The organism is Rhizobium freirei PRF 81 (genome assembly GCF_000359745.1).
Lineage (GTDB): Bacteria > Pseudomonadota > Alphaproteobacteria > Rhizobiales > Rhizobiaceae > Rhizobium > Rhizobium freirei.
Map to the genome: position 1 here is coordinate 158,756 of NZ_AQHN01000011.1, position 15,917 is coordinate 174,672.

Genomic DNA, 15,917 nt, shown 5'->3' on the forward strand with positions numbered 1-15,917 from the left:
GCCTTAGACAGCTTCCTTCTTCAGAGGCCGAAAGCTCATGCGGTGCAGAGAGCACGGGCCATGCTGTTCGATGCCCGCGCGGTGTTGCGCCGTGCCGTATCCTGCATGGGCGGCAAAGCCATAGGCGGGAAACACAATGCCCGCGCGCGCCATCATCCGGTCACGCGTGACCTTGGCAACGATCGAGGCTGCGGCGATCGAAAAGGAGCGCGCATCGCCCTTTACCACGGCCTTTCCGGGGCAGGCGAGACCCGAGGGCACATCGAGGCCATCGGTCAGCACATAGCTTGCCGGCGTCGCCAGGCCGCAAATAGCACGGCGCATCGCATCGAGGCTTGCCTTGCGGATGTCAGTCCTATCGATGCTGGTAGCGCTTGAGGAGGCGATGGAAACCGTCGCCGTTGCGAGGATTTCGGCAAACAGCGCCTCTCGCTTGGCGGCGGTCAGCTGCTTCGAATCGTTCAATCCCTGCGGAATACGGTCGGGATCGAGAATAACCGCCGCTGCCACGACTGGCCCTGCGAGCGGCCCGCGGCCAGCCTCGTCGGCGCCGGCAACCGGCCAATGACCAGCGCGTCGGGCGATCAGCTCCAGCTCGAAGGTCGGAACGATCGGCCCCTCGTCGAAGAGCATGGGAGAATCGGGTGATGTGCGGCGTGGCATGCGGCGAAGCTCGCACACCACCCGATCTCCTGCAAGCCCCCGGTGGATCAGAGCGGCGAACCAGGGGGCTTTTCCGGCGGGTACAGGGAAAACCCGCGAGGAAGGCCAGAATAGAAAGGTCAGAGCAGCGACAGCTGGACGCCGCTGCCGTCCGGCGGCACGAAGATGTCGTCGCGCAATGCGATGTTGCGCCGGATAAGCTCAAGCCGCCGCGTCGCCATTTCGAAGCGCCGGCTGATCTGCCAGGCATAGGGACCGGCGCCCTTCATGCGTTTGCCGAATTCGGCGTCGTAATCCTTGCCGCCTCGCATCGAGCGGATCAGCGCCATGACGTGGCGATAGCGGTCGGGATAGTGCTGCAGCAGCCAGTCGCGAAACAGCGGGCTGACCTCGAGCGGCAGCCGCAGGATCACATAGCTTGCCTCCTGCGCGCCGGCGGCCTTGCCGGCATCGAGGATACGCTCGATCTCGTGGTCGTTGAGAGCCGGAATGATCGGCGCCACCATGATCGAGGTGCGAATGCCGGCCTCGTTCAAGGCCTGGATTGCCTCCAGCCGCCGCGGCGGCGTTGCGGCCCGCGGCTCCATGGCGCGTGCCAGCTTGCGGTCGAGCGTCGTCACCGACAAGGCCACTCGCACCAGGTTCTTGGCGGCCATGTCCCTGAGAATGTCGATATCGCGCATGACCAGCGCCGATTTCGTGACGATGGCAACGGGATGGTTCGCCCTGTTCAGCACTTCGAGGATCTGGCGCATGATCCGCCATTCCTTCTCGATCGGCTGATAGGGATCGGTATTGGTGCCGATGGCGATGACACGCGGCTTGTAGCCGGGCCTTGCCAGCTCGCGTTCAAGCAGCTTTGCCGCATCCGGCTTGGCAAACAGCTTCGATTCGAAATCCAGACCCGCCGATAGGCCCATATAGGCATGGGTCGGCCGCGCGAAACAGTAGATGCAGCCATGTTCACAGCCGCGATACGGATTGATGGAGCGATCGAAGGGAATATCGGGCGATTCGTTGCGGGTGATCGCGGTGCGCGGCTTTTCTACCTGCACCTCGGTCTTGAAGGGCGGGAGCTCCTCCCAGCTTTGCCAGCCGTCGTCGAAGGCCTCGCGCTGCTGCGGTTCGAACCGGCCGCTCGGATTCAATCCGGCACCGCGCCCGCGCCGGCGTTCGGCGTCGACCCTGAGACCGGCATCGGCGATCAAAGCATTGGCAACGTCTGCCGTATTGGAAGGCGCGAAAGCGGCCTGCCCTGCGAGGGACTGCTCGTTCATCGGTAGCTCCAGCGCGGTTCATGCCATAGCAGGCCGCTTCTAAGATGATTAAATTCCTATCCAACAAATGAGAACATTGCAAGAACAAAAAATATCGAACACGCACGGCAGTCGTGCAATATCTCCCCGACCTTATGGGGAGCCGGTCACATCCATGCATAAACCCTTGCTCAAACAACCGAGGTTGCGGCTTAAGCGCTGGCAATAAATTGTGCGCCGCTCTATAAATGGGCAATGTTGACGGTAATCATCGAATGCCAGGATCACGAACCCGAGCTGGCGCAGACATTGGCGGTATTGGTGGCGGGCGCGGTTGAGGGGCTGGTCAGCGATGTGGTCGTGCTCGATCACGACAGCAGCGACGGCACACCACAGGTTGCGGATGCAGCCGGCTGCCGCTTTTATTCGCAGTGGGATATCAAGGACATATTGCGTTCGGTGCGCGGCGAATGGCTGCTGCTTGTCGAGCCGGGCGCGCGGCCGCAGGCGGGCTGGATCGATGAGATCGCCGAATATGTCTCTCTAAACAGGGTTCCGGCCCGTTTTACCGCTTCGCGGGGCTATCGGCGGCCATTTCTGCAGAGAATTGGCCGCGCCACTTCGCCGCTGGAGCTGGGCCTGCTGCTTTCTAAACATCACGCGATTTCCGTTGCCAGAACAGGCATGCGGCTGACCGAATTCGCCAAGGGCCAGAAGGGGCGGCGACTTTCAAGCGAGCTCATTCCCTCCTGGGTAGCGCGCGCAGCGCGATAGAGCGCATTGCCCAATCCGAGATTTCATTTGAAAAGCTGCAAATAGCTGCGATAATTCTTTTGTGGCGGCACCTCTCGCGTGTCGCGTCGGGCGGCCGACCATGAAATGCCGATATGCGGCGGAATAGGTCAGCAGAATACTCCTTGCCCGCCGGGAAATCGGCGAAAGGAGGTGCGTCATGAAACGCACGATGCTAACACGCCTCGCGGCAATGGCCCTTGTGGCAGCAGCAATCCTTTATCCCGGCGTAGCCGCTTCCCAGGCGATACTCGCCTGCGCCAAGCGCGTCGATATCGTCGTCTTCCTCAGAGACCACCTCTCCGAAAGGCTTTCGGCCGTCGGCAAGCTGGATCCCAACACGATCGTTGAAATCTATGCTGCCGATAGCGGCAACTGGACGCTGATGCTGAGCGACGCCTCCGGCCGCAGCTGCATCATCCTCAGCGGCGAGAGCTGGGAATCAATTCCTGTTTTGCCTGGGCAGAAAGCATAGCGTCCCGGCGAAGCGTTGCGAACCAGCAGAGCTTACTTGGAGCCGGCGCCGCGCTTCAGATGTTCGTCGAGACGCGGCATGATCTCCACAAAATTGCAGGGCATGTGGCGGTAGTCGAGCTGAGCCTTGAGTATGCCGTCCCAGGCATCCTTGCAGGCGCCGGGGGAGCCGGGCAGCACGAAGATGAAGGTGGCGTTGGCGACACCGCCGGTTGCCCGCGACTGGATCGTCGCCGTGCCGATCTTGTCGTAGGAGATGCGATGAAAAACCTCGGAAAAGCCGTCCATGCGTTTTTCGAACAGGGACTCCAGCGCCTCGGGCGTGACATCGCGGCCGGTGAAGCCCGTGCCGCCCGTGGTGATCACGACGTCGATCGCATCGTTCTTCGTCCAGGCTTCCACCTGTGCGCGGATGCGCTCCTTGTCGTCGGGAACGATGGCGCGAGCAGCAAGCCTGTGGCCGGCGTCCGTGATGCGTGCAACCAGCGTGTCGCCGGATTTGTCGTCGGCGAGCGTGCGCGTGTCGGAAACGGTCAGCACGGCGATGCCGACGGGAATGAAGGGTCTTTCGCTGACTGAACCTGCCATCATGCGTCTCCCGCAATCGTCTCCGTCACCTGGAAATACCAGTCCGGCTTTTGTCTGCGAAGCGAAGCGGCCGCTTCCTTCGCCTGTTCAATATCAGCGAAGATGCCGAAACACGTCGCGCCGGAGCCGGACATGCGCGTTACGATCGCGGACTGGTTTTCGATCAGGCCGGAAAGCACCGAAATATCGCCGCAGATCGAGCGGGCCGATGGTTCGAGGTCGTTGCGTAGATTTCGGATCGTGTCGATCCATTCGCCATGTCCCTGCGGCATCTGCGACGGAAACAGCAATGGCGGATTATCCTTGCGGGCCAGCTGGCGGAAGACCTCTGGCGTGGAGACGCCGACGAGCGGATTGCCGAGGATAATGGGAAAGGCGGGAAATGCCGGCAGCAACTCGATCGCCTCGCCGATCCCGCGCGCCACCAGCGGCTTACTGGCAAGGCACATCGGCACATCGGCGCCAAGCTTCAAGGCGATGGCGCTGATCTTTTCTTCCGGCAAGACGAGGCGCCATAGCCGCATCAGCCCGCGCAGCGTCGCGGCAGCATCCGCCGAGCCGCCGCCGATGCCCGAGGCGATCGGCAAGTTTTTTTCCAGATGGATATGGACAGCAGGCGCATCGAAACCCGCTGCATGCGCCGCCTGGCGCAGCAAATCGCGCGCCTTGAGCACGAGATTGCCGCCCGCCTCGGCATCGGCGGAAAGAAGCGGGCCGAAGCGTCCGGAAAGACTGAATTGGTCATGCTCGCTCGCGCGAAAACCGAGGCGATCGCCATGGCGGCTAAAGCTCACCAGCATGTCGAGCAGATGATAGCCGTCGGCGCGGCGACCGGTGACATGCAGCGCAAGGTTGATCTTCGCGGGCGCTTCCTCCGTGAGGTCGAATTCGCCCGTTGCCAAGACCGCGTTCATGACAAGTCTTAGGACTTCTTGTCGACCGGAGCCGGCGCTTTCGAATCAGGCGAGGGAGCCGGTGCCGGATCGGGCTGCTTGGTCTTGTCGACCGTCTTCGAGTCGGCGTCGAGCGCAGGCAGGCCCTTCTCGATCTTTTCCTTGATCTTCGGAATTTCGGCCTCTTCCGGCTTCGAAGCCAGTGCCCGATTCCACTGGTAGACGGCTTCCAGCTTGCGGTTGACGCGCCAATAGGCATCGCCGAGATGATCGTTGATCGTGGGATCGCCGGCCTTGAGTTGTGCTGCCCGCTCCAACTCGTTCACCGCATCGTCGAAGCGGTTGAGGCGGAAATAGGCCCAGCCGAGCGAATCGACGATGTAGCCGTCATCCGGCTTCAGTTCGACGGCCTTGCGGATCATGTCGAGACCCTGGTCGAGGTTCATGTTCATGTCGACCCAGGAATAGCCGAGATAGTTGAGCACCTGCGGCTGATCAGGATTGAGCTCGAGGGCCTTCTTGAAGTTCGGCTCGGCTTCCGGCCATTTCTTCAGCCGCTCATAAGCGATACCGCGCTGGAAGAACACGGCCCAGTCGCTGCGCTTCGGCACGGGGCCGATGATCTGCACGGCCTTGTCGTAGTTCTCGGCCATGGCCTGGAAGTCCTTGGCATCGGAAAGGACGCTGCCATAGGCGAGATAGCTGCGGACATCATTGGGATCGGAATCGATCAGCGCCTTCAGATGCTTGCGCGCATCGTCGATCTTGCCGGATTGAGCGAGCGCAAGGCCGAGCTGAAGCTCGGAGATGCGGGCCATAGGCGAATTGTCCGGCACTTTCTTGTAGAAGGCGATGGCGCGATCGGTCTGTTCCTGCTTTTCGGCCAGCCCGCCGAGCAGAACCAGCGTATCGGCAGCCTTCGGGTCCAGCGAATTGGCGATCTGCAGATAGAGCGAGACGACATCTTCGGCGCCGTCGCGGTTCAGCGCCGCGCCGATGCTAAAGAGCACTGCGGCTGCCCCTTCGCTGGCGTTGGTCACCTGCTGGTCGGGCGTATCGCCCTTGCTGATGCTCGCGCGGAGCGCGTTGAGCGGCGCGTAGTTGCTGACGAGATTGTCGCCGACCGAAATCGCGTCGAGGGCCTTCTGCTTGTCACCGGCCTTGGCTTCAAGGCGTGCAAGCGCCATGACGGCGCGCATGAAGGTGTCCGGAGCGGTGGCGCCGCCGGTCTTATCAAGGACCGCGTCGTTCAGGTGCGAGCGCGCCGATTTGACATCGCCAATCGTCAGGGCGATGGCGGCGGCATGATAGTTCTTGAAGATGTTGAACCAGTCAGGGCCCTTCATCTTGTCGACCATCGAGATCGCTTCCTTGCCGCGGCCGGCGCCGGCGCGGGCCCAGGCCGAAAGCAGGTTGGTCATCATCCGGTCGAGATCGTTCGGACCGTTATATTTCAGGATGTCCTGCGCTGCCCGGTATTCGTGGCGGCGGATGGCATCCATGCCGCGCACGATCGTGGTGACGCGCTCGACGGATGGGTCGCTCTTCAGCTCGTTGGCGTATTTGACGCCCTCTTCGAGATTGCCGTTCAAAAGCAGCGAGATCATCAGCCGTTGGCGAATTTCCGGATTGCCCGGGTCGATCATCAGCGCCTTCTTGTAAAGCGCGATGGCGGTATCGTAGTCGTGATCGACATCGGCCGTGCGGGCAGCCAGGAAAGCACCTGCGAAAGTATCGACACTATCCGGATCGAAGGCGACGGGGGCGCTGACCTCCGGCTTTGCCGGCTTGTCCTCAGCCCGCGCGACACTCAGGGCGGACACCGAAAGGACCGCCGCCAAGGCCACGCCCGAGAGGAAACGGATGGCAAGTCTTTGCCGCATTAGAAAGCCTTTCATCGAGGGACGGCCAGCGAAGTCGCCGGCGGCATAACGCATTCGTGTCAACTGATTCACAACAGGATGGCTTTTTTGAAGCGGCGCTGCAACAAATTCGGGCCGCCGCTATCAATTAACGCGTTCGATGCAGAAATCGATCACTTCCAGAAGTGCCGATTTCCAGGGCGTTTCCGGCAATGGCGCCAGGGCGTCGCGGGCGATGGTGCCATAGTGGATGGCACGAGCAATTGTGTCGGCCAGCGCGCCGTATTTCGTGATCAAGCCCAGGGCCTTTTCGAGATTCTCGTCGCTGTTGTTGCCGGTTTCGATGGCATCGCGCCAGAAGGCGCGCTCCTTCTCGGTGCCGCGGCGATAGGCGAGGATGACGGGAAGCGTGATCTTGCCTTCGCGGAAATCGTCGCCGACATTCTTGCCGAGATCGGCAGCCTTGCCGCCGTAATCCAGCGCGTCATCGACGAGCTGGAAAGCGAGACCGAGATTGGTGCCGTAGGACTTCAGCGCATTGCGCTCCGCCTTGCCCGCATTGGCGACGATCGGGCCGACTTCGGCCGCAGCGGCAAAAAGCGCGGCAGTCTTGGCGCGGATGACCGAGAGATAATCGTCCTCGGTCGTTTCCATGTTCTTGGAAACGGAGAGTTGCAGCACTTCGCCCTCGGCGATGACGCAGGCGGCCGACGACAAGACGTCGAGCGCTTCGAGCGAGCCGACCTCGACCATCATGCGGAAAGCCTGACCAAGCAGGAAGTCGCCGACCAGCACGCTCGCCTGGTTGCCCCAGATCATGCGGGCGGTGGATCTGCCGCGGCGCAGGTCGCTTTCATCGACTACATCGTCATGCAGCAGCGTGGCCGTGTGCAGGAATTCGACCGAGGTCGCAAGCTTGATGTGATTGTCGCCCTGATAGCTGTAAAGTGCGGCGGAAGCGATGGTCAGCATCGGCCGCAGGCGCTTGCCGCCGGAGGAGATGAGATGCTCCGCAACCTCGGGGATCATCTGCACATCGGAGCCGGCCTTCGACAGGATGAGCTGATTGACGCGTTCCATGTCCGCCTTGGTCAGATCCACCAATGGCTTGATGGATGCCAGTTTATTCTTGCTTTCTTCCAGCGGTATCACGACGCCCAACGATCCGGACTCCTGTTCATTTTCTGCAAAGCACAATAAGAAGGGGCGAAACACGCGGCAAGAGGCGAAATGTCTCGTCGCATAAATTTGACAGGAATTCTAAGGCTTATGCACGAGCTGATCCGCACCAACGACCCGGTCCTCCTCTCATTTGCGGAGAGTCTGATGAAGGATGCCGGAATTCATTGCTTCATTGCGGATCAGGCCATGAGCATTTTAGAGGGCTCGCTCGGCATGCTGCCGCGCCGTTTTCTGGTGGAAGAAGCGCGCGCCGATCAGGCGCGGCGCATCCTGATTGATGCCGGCCTCGGCGACGAGCTGCGCCCGGCAAAGACCTGAGATCCGCCATGGCCGGCAGCCCCTCCGAAACGATAGATGCCTTCCATCGCGGCGCCTTCCATGTCGTCCAGCCGAAGGGCAGGGGGCATCGTTCGGGCATGGATGCCATGCTGCTGGCAGCGCTTGTGGCGGACGAGCGAGCGATCAGGGTCGCCGATCTTGGTGCGGGTGCAGGCGCGGCTGGAATGGCCGTGGCGTCCAGGCTCGATCGGGCTGAGGTCGTGCTGTTTGAGCGCTCGCCCGACATGGCCGAGTTCGCCCGCAAGAGCCTGCTTCTGCCGGGAAATAGCCGTTTTGCCGACCGTGTCTCGGTGATCGAAGCCGACGTGACGCTGACCGGCAAGGACCGCAACGAAGCGGGGCTCGTCGACGACAGCTTCCACCACGTCATCATGAACCCGCCCTTCAACGACGCCAGCGACCGACTGACGCCCGATGCGCTGAAGGCTGAGGCGCATGCCATGACGGATGGGCTGTTCGAGAAATGGATACGCACGGCGGGCGCCATCATGATCCCCGGCGGTCAGCTTTCTCTGATTGCGCGCCCGGAATCGATCGGCGAGATCGTTGCAGCCTGCGGCCGTCGCTTCGGCGGCATCGAGATCACGCCAATCCATCCGCGTGACGGCGAAAATGCGGTGCGCATTCTGGTGACAGCGATCAAGGGATCTCGGGCGAGGCTGGCGCTGCGCGCGCCGCTGATCATGCATCGCCAGGGAACGCACAAATTCACCGATTTCGTTGACGACATGAACAATGGCCGCGCTCCATATCCGCGCCGATAGGGTCTCGCCCGCGTAAATCCTGGCGTGAAATGCGATCGGCAATGTTGCGTTTGCCGTTTCCATGCATACATCACGGGGCAGCAAATATCATGATTCAGGGATGACGAATGGTTGGGTTCTTGAGACGCATGCTTCCGAAGCGCTTCCGCAAGGAGCGGGTGATCGTGCCCGTCGTTCGCCTGAGCGGCGTCATCTCATCCGGTGGCGGCCCGCTGCGGCAATCCCTTAATCTGGCGAGTGTATCGCTGGCGCTTGAAAAGGCCTTCGACATAAAGGCAGCGCCAGCCGTCGCCATCATCGTCAATTCGCCGGGCGGCTCTCCGGTGCAGTCGCGCATGATCTACAATCGCATCCGCGATCTGGCGGCTGATAAAAAGAAAAAGGTGCTGGTCTTCGTCGAGGATGTTGCGGCGTCCGGAGGCTATATGATCGCGCTGGCGGGTGACGAGATCATAGCCGACGCCACCTCCATTGTCGGCTCGATCGGCGTCGTCTCCGGCGGCTTCGGTTTTCCGGAATTGCTGAAGAAGCTCGGCGTCGAACGCCGCGTCTACACCGCCGGCGAAAACAAAGTGATCCTCGATCCCTTCCAGCCGGAGAAGGAAAAGGACATCGAATATCTGAAGAGCCTGCAGCTCGAAATCCATAAGGTCTTCATCGACATGGTGCTTGAACGGCGGACTGGAAAGCTCTCGGCGGACGAAACGGTGTTCTCCGGCCTGTTCTGGACGGGCGGTCGCGCGCTGGAGCTTGGCTTGATTGACGGCCTCGGCGACATGCGTCAGGAATTGAGGAAGCGTTTCGGCGACAAGGTGAAGCTTGCGCTGGTCACCACGCCGCGCAGCCTTTTCGGCCGCAAGGCTCCAGGTATTTCGCTTGGCGGCATGGATGGCCTCGGTGCCGGCATTGCGTCCGGGCTTGCGGAAGCGGCAGAGGAAAAGGCATTGTGGGGCCGATACGGATTGTAACCGGGAGCGTAAGGTGATGCCCCAGATCATCTTCTTCATCATCGCCGTCGGCGGCATTTGGCTGCTCTATCGGCGCTTCGTGCGCGATGCCCAGAAGCTCGCCGAAAAATCCCGCCGCGCCGAAACGGAACGCCGCACCGGCGCCATGGGAACGCTCGTCAAGGATCCGAAGACCGGCGAGTATCATGTGAAGCGCGAGGATGAATAGCCGTGGCGATCAATGATAAGGAACGGTTGAAGGAGCTCAGGAATCTTAAACTGAAGCTACCGGATGATTGGACGTTCAGCCGTGAAGAGGCCAACGCACGGTTTGATGAAAACGCTAGCGTCGTTCCTTTACCCGGCTTGCCCAATCCGCGCCTGCGTAGCTGATGCAGATGATGTGAACGGTCGCGGTCTGTTCGTTGACTGTGAAGCAGACGACTGCTTTTCCGCCGCAGGAATGGCGCGTAACCCGGGATAAATGTCGTCGCGCGTGGTTCGGATATACGGAAAATCGGTCAGCGCGTTCAATGTCGTTTCGATTTGCTCGATTTTACTTTCGGCTATGGCATAATCGGCATATTCGCCAATCAGTATCGTGATATTAAAAAGGTCGTCGCGAACGAGGGGATGACGACTAACCTCATACGTCATTCTGCCTCTTATCCATTTTTTTTCGGATGAGTGCACGGACGTCGTCAAACAAAGTATCACCCTTTAGCGGTATCCATTGATCTTCAGGCAGTTCCATCCGGCGGCGAATTTCATCCGCCATGCCGAAAACGGCATCGGCCGGTGCTTCATGATGATGCCTTATTTGATCGACGTGCTCGATCGCAGCTTCAACAAGGCTGGAAATCGATGGAAACGCACCTTCCTCCACCATCTTTTCAGCGAGGCGAAGATGATGTTCAGACAATGTGATTTCGGTTTTGATGTTCATTATCTTCTCCAGGCAGCGTGGAGAAGCATAGCGCTATCTATACGTCATGTCTTGACCCTTGTCTCCTATCGTGGCACCTGTCGCGCCACCCTACACTAAGCAGATAGTAGCTGATCCCATGACTGCCAACGTGCCCGACCACATGAACCCGAAGCGCTCCTTTCAGGCGCTGATCCTGACGTTGCACAATTACTGGGCCGACAAGGGTTGCGCGGTTCTGCAGCCCTACGACATGGAAGTCGGCGCCGGCACGTTCCATCCGGCGACCACGCTGCGCGCGCTAGGCCCGAAGCCTTGGCGGGCCGCCTATGTGCAGCCGTCCCGCCGCCCGTCCGACGGTCGCTACGGCGAGAACCCCAACCGCCTGCAGCACTATTATCAGTATCAGGTCATCCTGAAGCCCAATCCGCCGAACCTGCAGGAGCTTTATCTCGGCTCGCTGAAGGCGATCGGCCTCGATCCGCTTCTGCATGACATCCGTTTCGTCGAAGACGACTGGGAAAGCCCGACGCTTGGTGCATGGGGTCTTGGCTGGGAATGCTGGTGCGACGGCATGGAAGTTTCGCAGTTCACCTATTTCCAGCAGGTTTGCGGCATCGAATGCGCACCGGTCGCCGGCGAGCTGACCTATGGTCTGGAGCGCCTTGCCACCTATGTTCAGGGCGTCGACAGCGTCTATGAACTGAACTTCAACGGCCTCGAAGGCGAAGACAAGATCACCTACGGCGATGTCTTCCTTCAGGCCGAGCAGGAATATTCCAGGCATAATTTCGAATATGCCAATACGGAAATGCTGCACCGCCATTTCATCGATGCCGAGAAGGAATGCCAGGCATTGCTGGCGGCCGGCGCGCCTGGCGACAGCGAAAACCAGCGCCTGCACAAGTGCGTTTTCCCGGCCTACGACCAGTGCATCAAGGCGAGCCACGTCTTCAACCTGCTCGATGCCCGCGGCGTCATCTCGGTGACGGAGCGCCAGAGCTACATCCTGCGCGTGCGCACACTGGCCAAGGCCTGCGGCGAGGCTTTCCTGTTGACGGATGCCGGCGGCGCCAACTGGAACCAGCAGGCCGCCTGAGCTGAATAAGGCCGGAGCGCGTAAGATGCGCGCTCCCCGGAACAATCCGAAGGCGAGTATCCCCGAGATCGCGCCTTGCGGCGGTTCTCCAGTCTGCATCGCCGCTAAAGCCGGGTGACATTGCCGAAAAATCTGCCTAGTGTCCCCGTGGTTGCAGTCGCCCCGGGGATTTCAGATGTTCATTTTTCTCGCAATCATAGTGCTGGCCGCACTCTATGTCGTCTTCATCTACAATGGGCTCGTTCGCGCGCGCCAGATTGCGGAGGAAGCATGGTCCGGCATCGACGTGCAGCTGAAGCGCCGCGCCGATCTCATTCCCAATCTGGTCGAGACGGTCAAAGGCTATGCCGGCCATGAGAACAAGACGCTGGTCGAAGTCACCCAGGCGCGCAATGCGGCCCAGGCCGTGCCTGCAGGCGATGTCGCCGGCCGTGCCGCAGCCGAAGGCATCCTCAGCCAGGCGCTTGGCCGCCTGATGGCCGTTTCCGAAGCCTATCCCGACCTGAAGGCCAATACGGGCTTCGTCGAGCTGCAGCAGTCGCTGGAGACGACGGAAAACGAGATCCAGATGTCGCGCCGCTATTACAACGGTGCAGCGCGCGATCTGAACGTCAAGGTCGAGACTTTCCCGAACAATCTCATCGCCGGCCCCTTCGGCTTCGTCAAGAAGGCCTATTTCGAGATCGCCAACGAAGCAGATCGCGCCGTTCCCACGGTAAAGTTCTGAGATTTCCGCTATCGGTTTTTCATGCAAGGCGGTAAAGGATGCCGACCGCCGGCCATCGGCCGCCTTCCTGACTGACCAAAGAGAATGATGATGGGTAGAGCCAAACTCACGATTATCCCGCCGGGCAAGCCTCTGACCGGGCGCGCCATGCCGCCGGGATCGAAATCGATCACCAACCGCGCCCTGCTGCTGGCAGGCCTTGCCAAGGGCACGAGCCGGCTGACCGGCGCGCTGAAGAGCGACGATACCCGCTATATGGCCGAAGCGCTGCGCGCCATGGGCGTCACGATCGATGAGCCTGACGACACGACCTTCATTGTCACCGGCAGCGGCAAACTGCAGGCGCCGGCAGCCCCGCTTTTTCTCGGCAACGCCGGCACCGCGACGCGCTTTTTGACCGCCGCCGCCGCGCTGGTTGACGGCAAGGTCGTCGTCGACGGCGATGCCCATATGCGCAAGCGGCCGATCGGCCCGCTCGTCGACGCGCTCCGCTCGCTCGGTGTCGATGCCTCGACGGAAACCGGCTGCCCGCCCGTCACCATCAATGGCACCGGCCGCTTCGAGGCAAGCCGCGTGCAGATCGATGGCGGCCTTTCCAGCCAGTATGTCTCGGCGCTGTTGATGATGGCCGCCGGCGGCGATCGCGCCGTCGATGTCGAGCTGCTCGGCGAGCATATCGGCGCCCTCGGCTATATCGACTTGACGGTTGCGGCAATGCGCGCTTTCGGCGCCAAGGTCGATCGCGTGAGCCCGGTCGCCTGGCGCGTCGAACCCACCGGCTACCATGCCGCCGATTTCCTGATCGAGCCGGATGCCTCTGCCGCGACCTATCTCTGGGCTGCCGAAGTGCTGAGCGGCGGCAGTATCGATCTTGGCACCCCGGCGGAACAGTTCTCGCAGCCGGATGCGAAAGCCTATGATCTGATCTCGAAGTTTCCGCATCTGCCTGCCGTCATCGACGGCTCGCAGATGCAGGACGCCATCCCGACGCTCGCCGTTCTCGCCGCATTCAACGAAACGCCGGTGCGCTTCGTCGGCATCGAAAATCTACGCGTCAAGGAATGCGACCGTATCCGCGCGCTGTCGAGCGGCCTGTCGCGCATCGTTCCGAACCTCGGCACGGAAGAGGGCGACGATCTGATCGTCGCATCCGATCCGAGTCTTGCCGGCAAAGTGCTGCCGGCGGAGATCGACAGTTTCGCCGATCACCGCATCGCCATGAGCTTTGCGCTCGCGGGCCTGAAGATCGGCGGCATCACCATTCTCGACCCCGATTGCGTCGCCAAGACCTTCCCGTCCTACTGGAACGTACTGGCCTCGCTGGGGGTCACCTACGAAGACTGACGCTCTGCCATTCCAGCCGAGGTTGAGCGCGGATGTATTTCTGACGCGAAGCGGCGCCTATAACGGCGTCGCTGCCATCCTTTTGGGGGAGTGATGACACGGCTTTGCGGGTTCTTCCTGGCTTTGTGCCTGCTGCTTTGCGCGACGGCCGTCACGGCGGCCGAACTCATCACCAAATTCGATCAAGAGATCGCCCTGCATCGCGACGGCTCCATGCGGGTCGTCGAGACGATCGCCGCCAATGCCGAGGGACTTGATATCCGCCGCGGCATCTTCCGCGATTTTCCGCTGACAATGACCGATGCCAACGGCCGTGAGATTCAGGTGGATTTCAAGGTCGTCTCCGTCGAGCGCGACGGCCAGCCGGAGGATTGGCGCACCGAGCGCATCAACGGCGGCGAGCGCATCTATATCGGCAACGCCGATCGGGTGCTGAGCCCCGGCCCGCATACCTTCCGCATCACTTACGACACCAATCGTCAGATGCGCTATTTCGACGATCATGGCGAGCTTTACTGGAACGTGACAGGCAACGGCTGGCTGTTCCCGATTATGAATGCCAAGGCTGTGGTCACATTGCCCGATGGTGTGCAGCCGCAGCAGCTTGCCTTCTTCACCGGCCCACTCGGCGCGAAAGATAAGAATGCCAACGCCAGCACTCAAGGTAATACGGCCACCTTCGTCACAACCCGACCGCTTGATCGTGCCGAAGGTCTGACGATCGCCATCAAGCTTGCGAAGGGGGCGATTGCGCCGCCCAGCGGCAGCCAGCAATGGAGTTGGTTTCTTAAGGACCATCTCGACACGACCATCGCCATCGGCGGGTTGATCGTACTGTTCGTCTATTACCTGCGAAGCTGGATCGCCGTCGGCCGCGATCCTCCGCCCGGCGTCATGGTTCCGCGCTGGGACCCGCCGGAAGGTATCTCCCCGGCGCTGGTCAACTACATCGACAACAAGGGCTTTGCCAGTTCCAGCTGGACGGCATTCTCGGCGACTGCGATCGATCTTGCCGTGCGCGGCTATGTCATTCTCGACGACCTGAAGGGAAAGGTGGTCATAAGACCCACGGGCAAGGCGGGCAGCGATCTCGGCGGCGGCGACAAGGTGCTGATGCAGGCTGTCGGCCCATTCACGCCGCTTGTCATCGACAGGGAAAACGGCGAGGCGGTGCAGCAACTCGGCTCGAAGTTCCGCAGCGCCATCGAGCACGATCATCGCGGCGAATATTACAAAGCCAATTCGCTCTACGTCATGACAGGCATCGCGCTATCGTTTCTTATCCTGGTCTCTATCGTCATCTTCGGCCGTCTGCACGAGAATGCGTTGCCGCTGATCATCGTGCCTGGATTTCTGTCGATATTCGTCACGATTTTCGCAAGCTCGATTGGCCGCAGGTTCCGCAGGCACAGCGCCAGCCTTGCCCAGCGCATTGTTTCCGTGCTGATCTTCGCCTTCTTCGGCTTCGTCTTCGTCTCGATTGCAGTCAGCGGCTTTGCCGCCGCGGTCGTGCCGCTATGGGAAGCGGGCCTGCTGCCGCTGGTGGTGGGTATCGTCGGCATTTTCGCGCTCAACGTCGTCTTCTATTTCCTGATGGGCGCGCCGACGCCACTTGGGCGCAAGATGATGGATGGCATCGCCGGTCTAAGGCAATACCTGACGCTCGCGGAACGCGACCGGATGAACATGCAGGGCGCACCGCAGATGTCGCCGCAGCATTTCGAGAAGCTGCTGCCCTTTGCAGTTGCGCTCGGTGTCGAAAAGCCCTGGTCCAGTGCCTTTGAGACCTGGCTTGCCACGGCAGCGGGAGCAACCGCGGCGGCGGCCTATGCGCCGATCTGGTATTCCGGTGATTTTCGCCCGGGCAATATAGGCGGAACGATCGGCGACTTCTCTTCCTCCATGGCGTCGACCATCGCCTCGACCATTCCCGCGCCCGTCTCCAGCTCGTCCTCCGCTTTCGGTAGTGGGGGAGGTGGCGGTGGCGGCGGATTCTCCGGCGGCGGCGGCGGTGGAGGCGGCGGCGGCGGATGGTGAGCGGACACCCTCCCCTTGAGGGGGG

18 protein-coding genes are annotated in these 15,917 nt (G+C 61.1%); 10 read left to right on the forward strand and 8 right to left on the reverse strand.

Annotation, left to right across the window (positions count from 1 at the left end):
* Positions 1–3: 3 nt before the first annotated feature.
* Both RHSP_RS04735 and RHSP_RS04740 read right to left on the reverse strand, forming a co-directional pair.
* Positions 4–663: a ribonuclease HII gene (locus RHSP_RS04735; protein ID WP_037149769.1), complete on the reverse strand. Its 660-nt coding sequence runs from the start codon at positions 661–663 to the stop codon at positions 4–6.
* A 119-nt stretch (positions 664–782) separates the two neighbouring features.
* Positions 783–1,940: a PA0069 family radical SAM protein gene (locus RHSP_RS04740; protein WP_004109854.1), complete on the reverse strand. Its 1,158-nt coding sequence runs from the start codon at positions 1,938–1,940 to the stop codon at positions 783–785.
* Positions 1,941–2,174: 234 nt separating this feature from the next.
* On the opposite strand from RHSP_RS04740, the gene RHSP_RS04745 reads away from it, so the two are divergent.
* Both RHSP_RS04745 and RHSP_RS04750 read left to right on the forward strand, forming a co-directional pair.
* A complete protein-coding gene (locus RHSP_RS04745) occupies positions 2,175–2,693 on the forward strand; it encodes a glycosyltransferase family protein (protein WP_004109856.1) in 519 nt (172 codons plus the stop codon).
* Between the two features lie 178 nt (positions 2,694–2,871).
* Positions 2,872–3,186, forward strand: coding sequence for a hypothetical protein (locus RHSP_RS04750; RefSeq protein ID WP_004109858.1), 315 nt, complete (start codon positions 2,872–2,874; stop codon positions 3,184–3,186).
* A 32-nt stretch (positions 3,187–3,218) separates the two neighbouring features.
* Here RHSP_RS04750 and moaB read toward each other — a convergent pair whose 3' ends face one another.
* From moaB to RHSP_RS04770, 4 genes are all read right to left on the reverse strand, one after another.
* Positions 3,219–3,773: a molybdenum cofactor biosynthesis protein B gene (gene moaB / locus RHSP_RS04755; protein ID WP_004109860.1), complete on the reverse strand. Its 555-nt coding sequence runs from the start codon at positions 3,771–3,773 to the stop codon at positions 3,219–3,221.
* Entirely contained in the window at positions 3,773–4,687 is a 915-nt protein-coding gene (locus RHSP_RS04760) for a 4-(cytidine 5'-diphospho)-2-C-methyl-D-erythritol kinase (RefSeq protein ID WP_004109864.1), read from the reverse strand. The genes moaB and RHSP_RS04760 overlap by 1 nt, the downstream gene beginning before the upstream one ends.
* 8 nt (positions 4,688–4,695) lie before the next feature.
* Positions 4,696–6,549 carry a tetratricopeptide repeat protein gene (locus tag RHSP_RS04765; RefSeq protein ID WP_037149773.1) on the reverse strand — a complete coding sequence of 618 codons (1,854 nt, stop codon included), beginning with the start codon at positions 6,547–6,549 and terminating at the stop codon, positions 4,696–4,698.
* A gap of 123 nt (positions 6,550–6,672) precedes the next feature.
* A complete protein-coding gene (locus RHSP_RS04770; RefSeq protein ID WP_004109870.1) occupies positions 6,673–7,689 on the reverse strand; it encodes a polyprenyl synthetase family protein in 1,017 nt (338 codons plus the stop codon).
* Positions 7,690–7,797: 108 nt separating this feature from the next.
* Between RHSP_RS04770 and RHSP_RS04775 the strand changes: the two genes are divergently transcribed.
* The 4 genes from RHSP_RS04775 (at position 7,798) to RHSP_RS04790 (ending at position 9,989) form a co-directional block, all read left to right on the forward strand.
* Positions 7,798–8,028: a putative signal transducing protein gene (locus RHSP_RS04775; protein ID WP_004109874.1), complete on the forward strand. Its 231-nt coding sequence runs from the start codon at positions 7,798–7,800 to the stop codon at positions 8,026–8,028.
* Positions 8,029–8,036: 8 nt separating this feature from the next.
* A complete protein-coding gene (locus RHSP_RS04780) occupies positions 8,037–8,813 on the forward strand; it encodes a tRNA1(Val) (adenine(37)-N6)-methyltransferase (protein WP_004109876.1) in 777 nt (258 codons plus the stop codon).
* A gap of 107 nt (positions 8,814–8,920) precedes the next feature.
* The gene (locus RHSP_RS04785; RefSeq protein ID WP_004109894.1) at positions 8,921–9,781 is read left to right on the forward strand and encodes a S49 family peptidase; all 861 of its coding nucleotides are present in this window, start codon (positions 8,921–8,923) and stop codon (positions 9,779–9,781) included.
* A 16-nt stretch (positions 9,782–9,797) separates the two neighbouring features.
* Complete coding sequence (locus tag RHSP_RS04790) at positions 9,798–9,989, forward strand: membrane protein (RefSeq protein ID WP_037149631.1); 192 nt, start codon at positions 9,798–9,800, stop codon at positions 9,987–9,989.
* A gap of 128 nt (positions 9,990–10,117) precedes the next feature.
* Here the strand turns inward: RHSP_RS04790 and RHSP_RS04795 are convergent, their stop codons facing one another.
* Both RHSP_RS04795 and RHSP_RS04800 read right to left on the reverse strand, forming a co-directional pair.
* A complete protein-coding gene (locus tag RHSP_RS04795; RefSeq protein ID WP_004109896.1) occupies positions 10,118–10,417 on the reverse strand; it encodes a hypothetical protein in 300 nt (99 codons plus the stop codon).
* Positions 10,407–10,706 (reverse strand): hypothetical protein, encoded by a 300-nt coding sequence (locus RHSP_RS04800; protein ID WP_004109897.1) that lies wholly within the window; start codon positions 10,704–10,706, stop codon positions 10,407–10,409. Before RHSP_RS04800 ends, RHSP_RS04795 begins: the two co-directional genes overlap by 11 nt.
* Positions 10,707–10,824: 118 nt before the next feature.
* Here RHSP_RS04800 and RHSP_RS04805 point away from each other — a divergent pair, with 118 nt between their 5' ends.
* The 4 genes from RHSP_RS04805 to RHSP_RS04820 all read left to right on the forward strand — a co-directional run bounded on the left by RHSP_RS04805 (position 10,825) and on the right by RHSP_RS04820 (position 15,892).
* Positions 10,825–11,784 carry a glycine--tRNA ligase subunit alpha gene (locus tag RHSP_RS04805; RefSeq protein ID WP_004109899.1) on the forward strand — a complete coding sequence of 320 codons (960 nt, stop codon included), beginning with the start codon at positions 10,825–10,827 and terminating at the stop codon, positions 11,782–11,784.
* A 175-nt stretch (positions 11,785–11,959) separates the two neighbouring features.
* Positions 11,960–12,511, forward strand: a complete 552-nt coding sequence (locus RHSP_RS04810) for a LemA family protein (protein WP_037149633.1) — start codon at positions 11,960–11,962, stop codon at positions 12,509–12,511.
* 87 nt (positions 12,512–12,598) lie between these two features.
* Positions 12,599–13,855, forward strand: a complete 1,257-nt coding sequence (locus tag RHSP_RS04815; protein WP_200863240.1) for a 3-phosphoshikimate 1-carboxyvinyltransferase — start codon at positions 12,599–12,601, stop codon at positions 13,853–13,855.
* A gap of 93 nt (positions 13,856–13,948) precedes the next feature.
* On the forward strand, positions 13,949–15,892 hold the full coding sequence (locus tag RHSP_RS04820; protein ID WP_037149640.1) for a DUF2207 domain-containing protein: 1,944 nt from the start codon (positions 13,949–13,951) through the stop codon (positions 15,890–15,892).
* Positions 15,893–15,917 lie beyond the last annotated feature (25 nt).

What these genes read in the sequence shown, in the direction of transcription:
- RHSP_RS04735 (WP_037149769.1), bottom strand. Translation starts at nt 663, where the DNA reads ATGCCACGCCGCACATCACCCGATTCTCCCATGCTCTTCGACGAGGGG.
- RHSP_RS04740 (WP_004109854.1), bottom strand. Translation starts at nt 1,940, where the DNA reads ATGAACGAGCAGTCCCTCGCAGGGCAGGCCGCTTTCGCGCCTTCCAAT.
- RHSP_RS04745 (WP_004109856.1), top strand. Translation starts at nt 2,175, where the DNA reads ATGTTGACGGTAATCATCGAATGCCAGGATCACGAACCCGAGCTGGCG.
- RHSP_RS04750 (WP_004109858.1), top strand. Translation starts at nt 2,872, where the DNA reads ATGAAACGCACGATGCTAACACGCCTCGCGGCAATGGCCCTTGTGGCA.
- moaB (WP_004109860.1), bottom strand. Translation starts at nt 3,773, where the DNA reads ATGGCAGGTTCAGTCAGCGAAAGACCCTTCATTCCCGTCGGCATCGCC.
- RHSP_RS04760 (WP_004109864.1), bottom strand. Translation starts at nt 4,687, where the DNA reads ATGAACGCGGTCTTGGCAACGGGCGAATTCGACCTCACGGAGGAAGCG.
- RHSP_RS04765 (WP_037149773.1), bottom strand. Translation starts at nt 6,549, where the DNA reads ATGCGGCAAAGACTTGCCATCCGTTTCCTCTCGGGCGTGGCCTTGGCG.
- RHSP_RS04775 (WP_004109874.1), top strand. Translation starts at nt 7,798, where the DNA reads ATGCACGAGCTGATCCGCACCAACGACCCGGTCCTCCTCTCATTTGCG.
- RHSP_RS04780 (WP_004109876.1), top strand. Translation starts at nt 8,037, where the DNA reads ATGGCCGGCAGCCCCTCCGAAACGATAGATGCCTTCCATCGCGGCGCC.
- RHSP_RS04785 (WP_004109894.1), top strand. Translation starts at nt 8,921, where the DNA reads ATGGTTGGGTTCTTGAGACGCATGCTTCCGAAGCGCTTCCGCAAGGAG.
- RHSP_RS04790 (WP_037149631.1), top strand. Translation starts at nt 9,798, where the DNA reads ATGCCCCAGATCATCTTCTTCATCATCGCCGTCGGCGGCATTTGGCTG.
- RHSP_RS04795 (WP_004109896.1), bottom strand. Translation starts at nt 10,417, where the DNA reads ATGACGTATGAGGTTAGTCGTCATCCCCTCGTTCGCGACGACCTTTTT.
- RHSP_RS04800 (WP_004109897.1), bottom strand. Translation starts at nt 10,706, where the DNA reads ATGAACATCAAAACCGAAATCACATTGTCTGAACATCATCTTCGCCTC.
- RHSP_RS04805 (WP_004109899.1), top strand. Translation starts at nt 10,825, where the DNA reads ATGACTGCCAACGTGCCCGACCACATGAACCCGAAGCGCTCCTTTCAG.
- RHSP_RS04810 (WP_037149633.1), top strand. Translation starts at nt 11,960, where the DNA reads ATGTTCATTTTTCTCGCAATCATAGTGCTGGCCGCACTCTATGTCGTC.
- RHSP_RS04815 (WP_200863240.1), top strand. Translation starts at nt 12,599, where the DNA reads ATGATGGGTAGAGCCAAACTCACGATTATCCCGCCGGGCAAGCCTCTG.
- RHSP_RS04820 (WP_037149640.1), top strand. Translation starts at nt 13,949, where the DNA reads ATGACACGGCTTTGCGGGTTCTTCCTGGCTTTGTGCCTGCTGCTTTGC.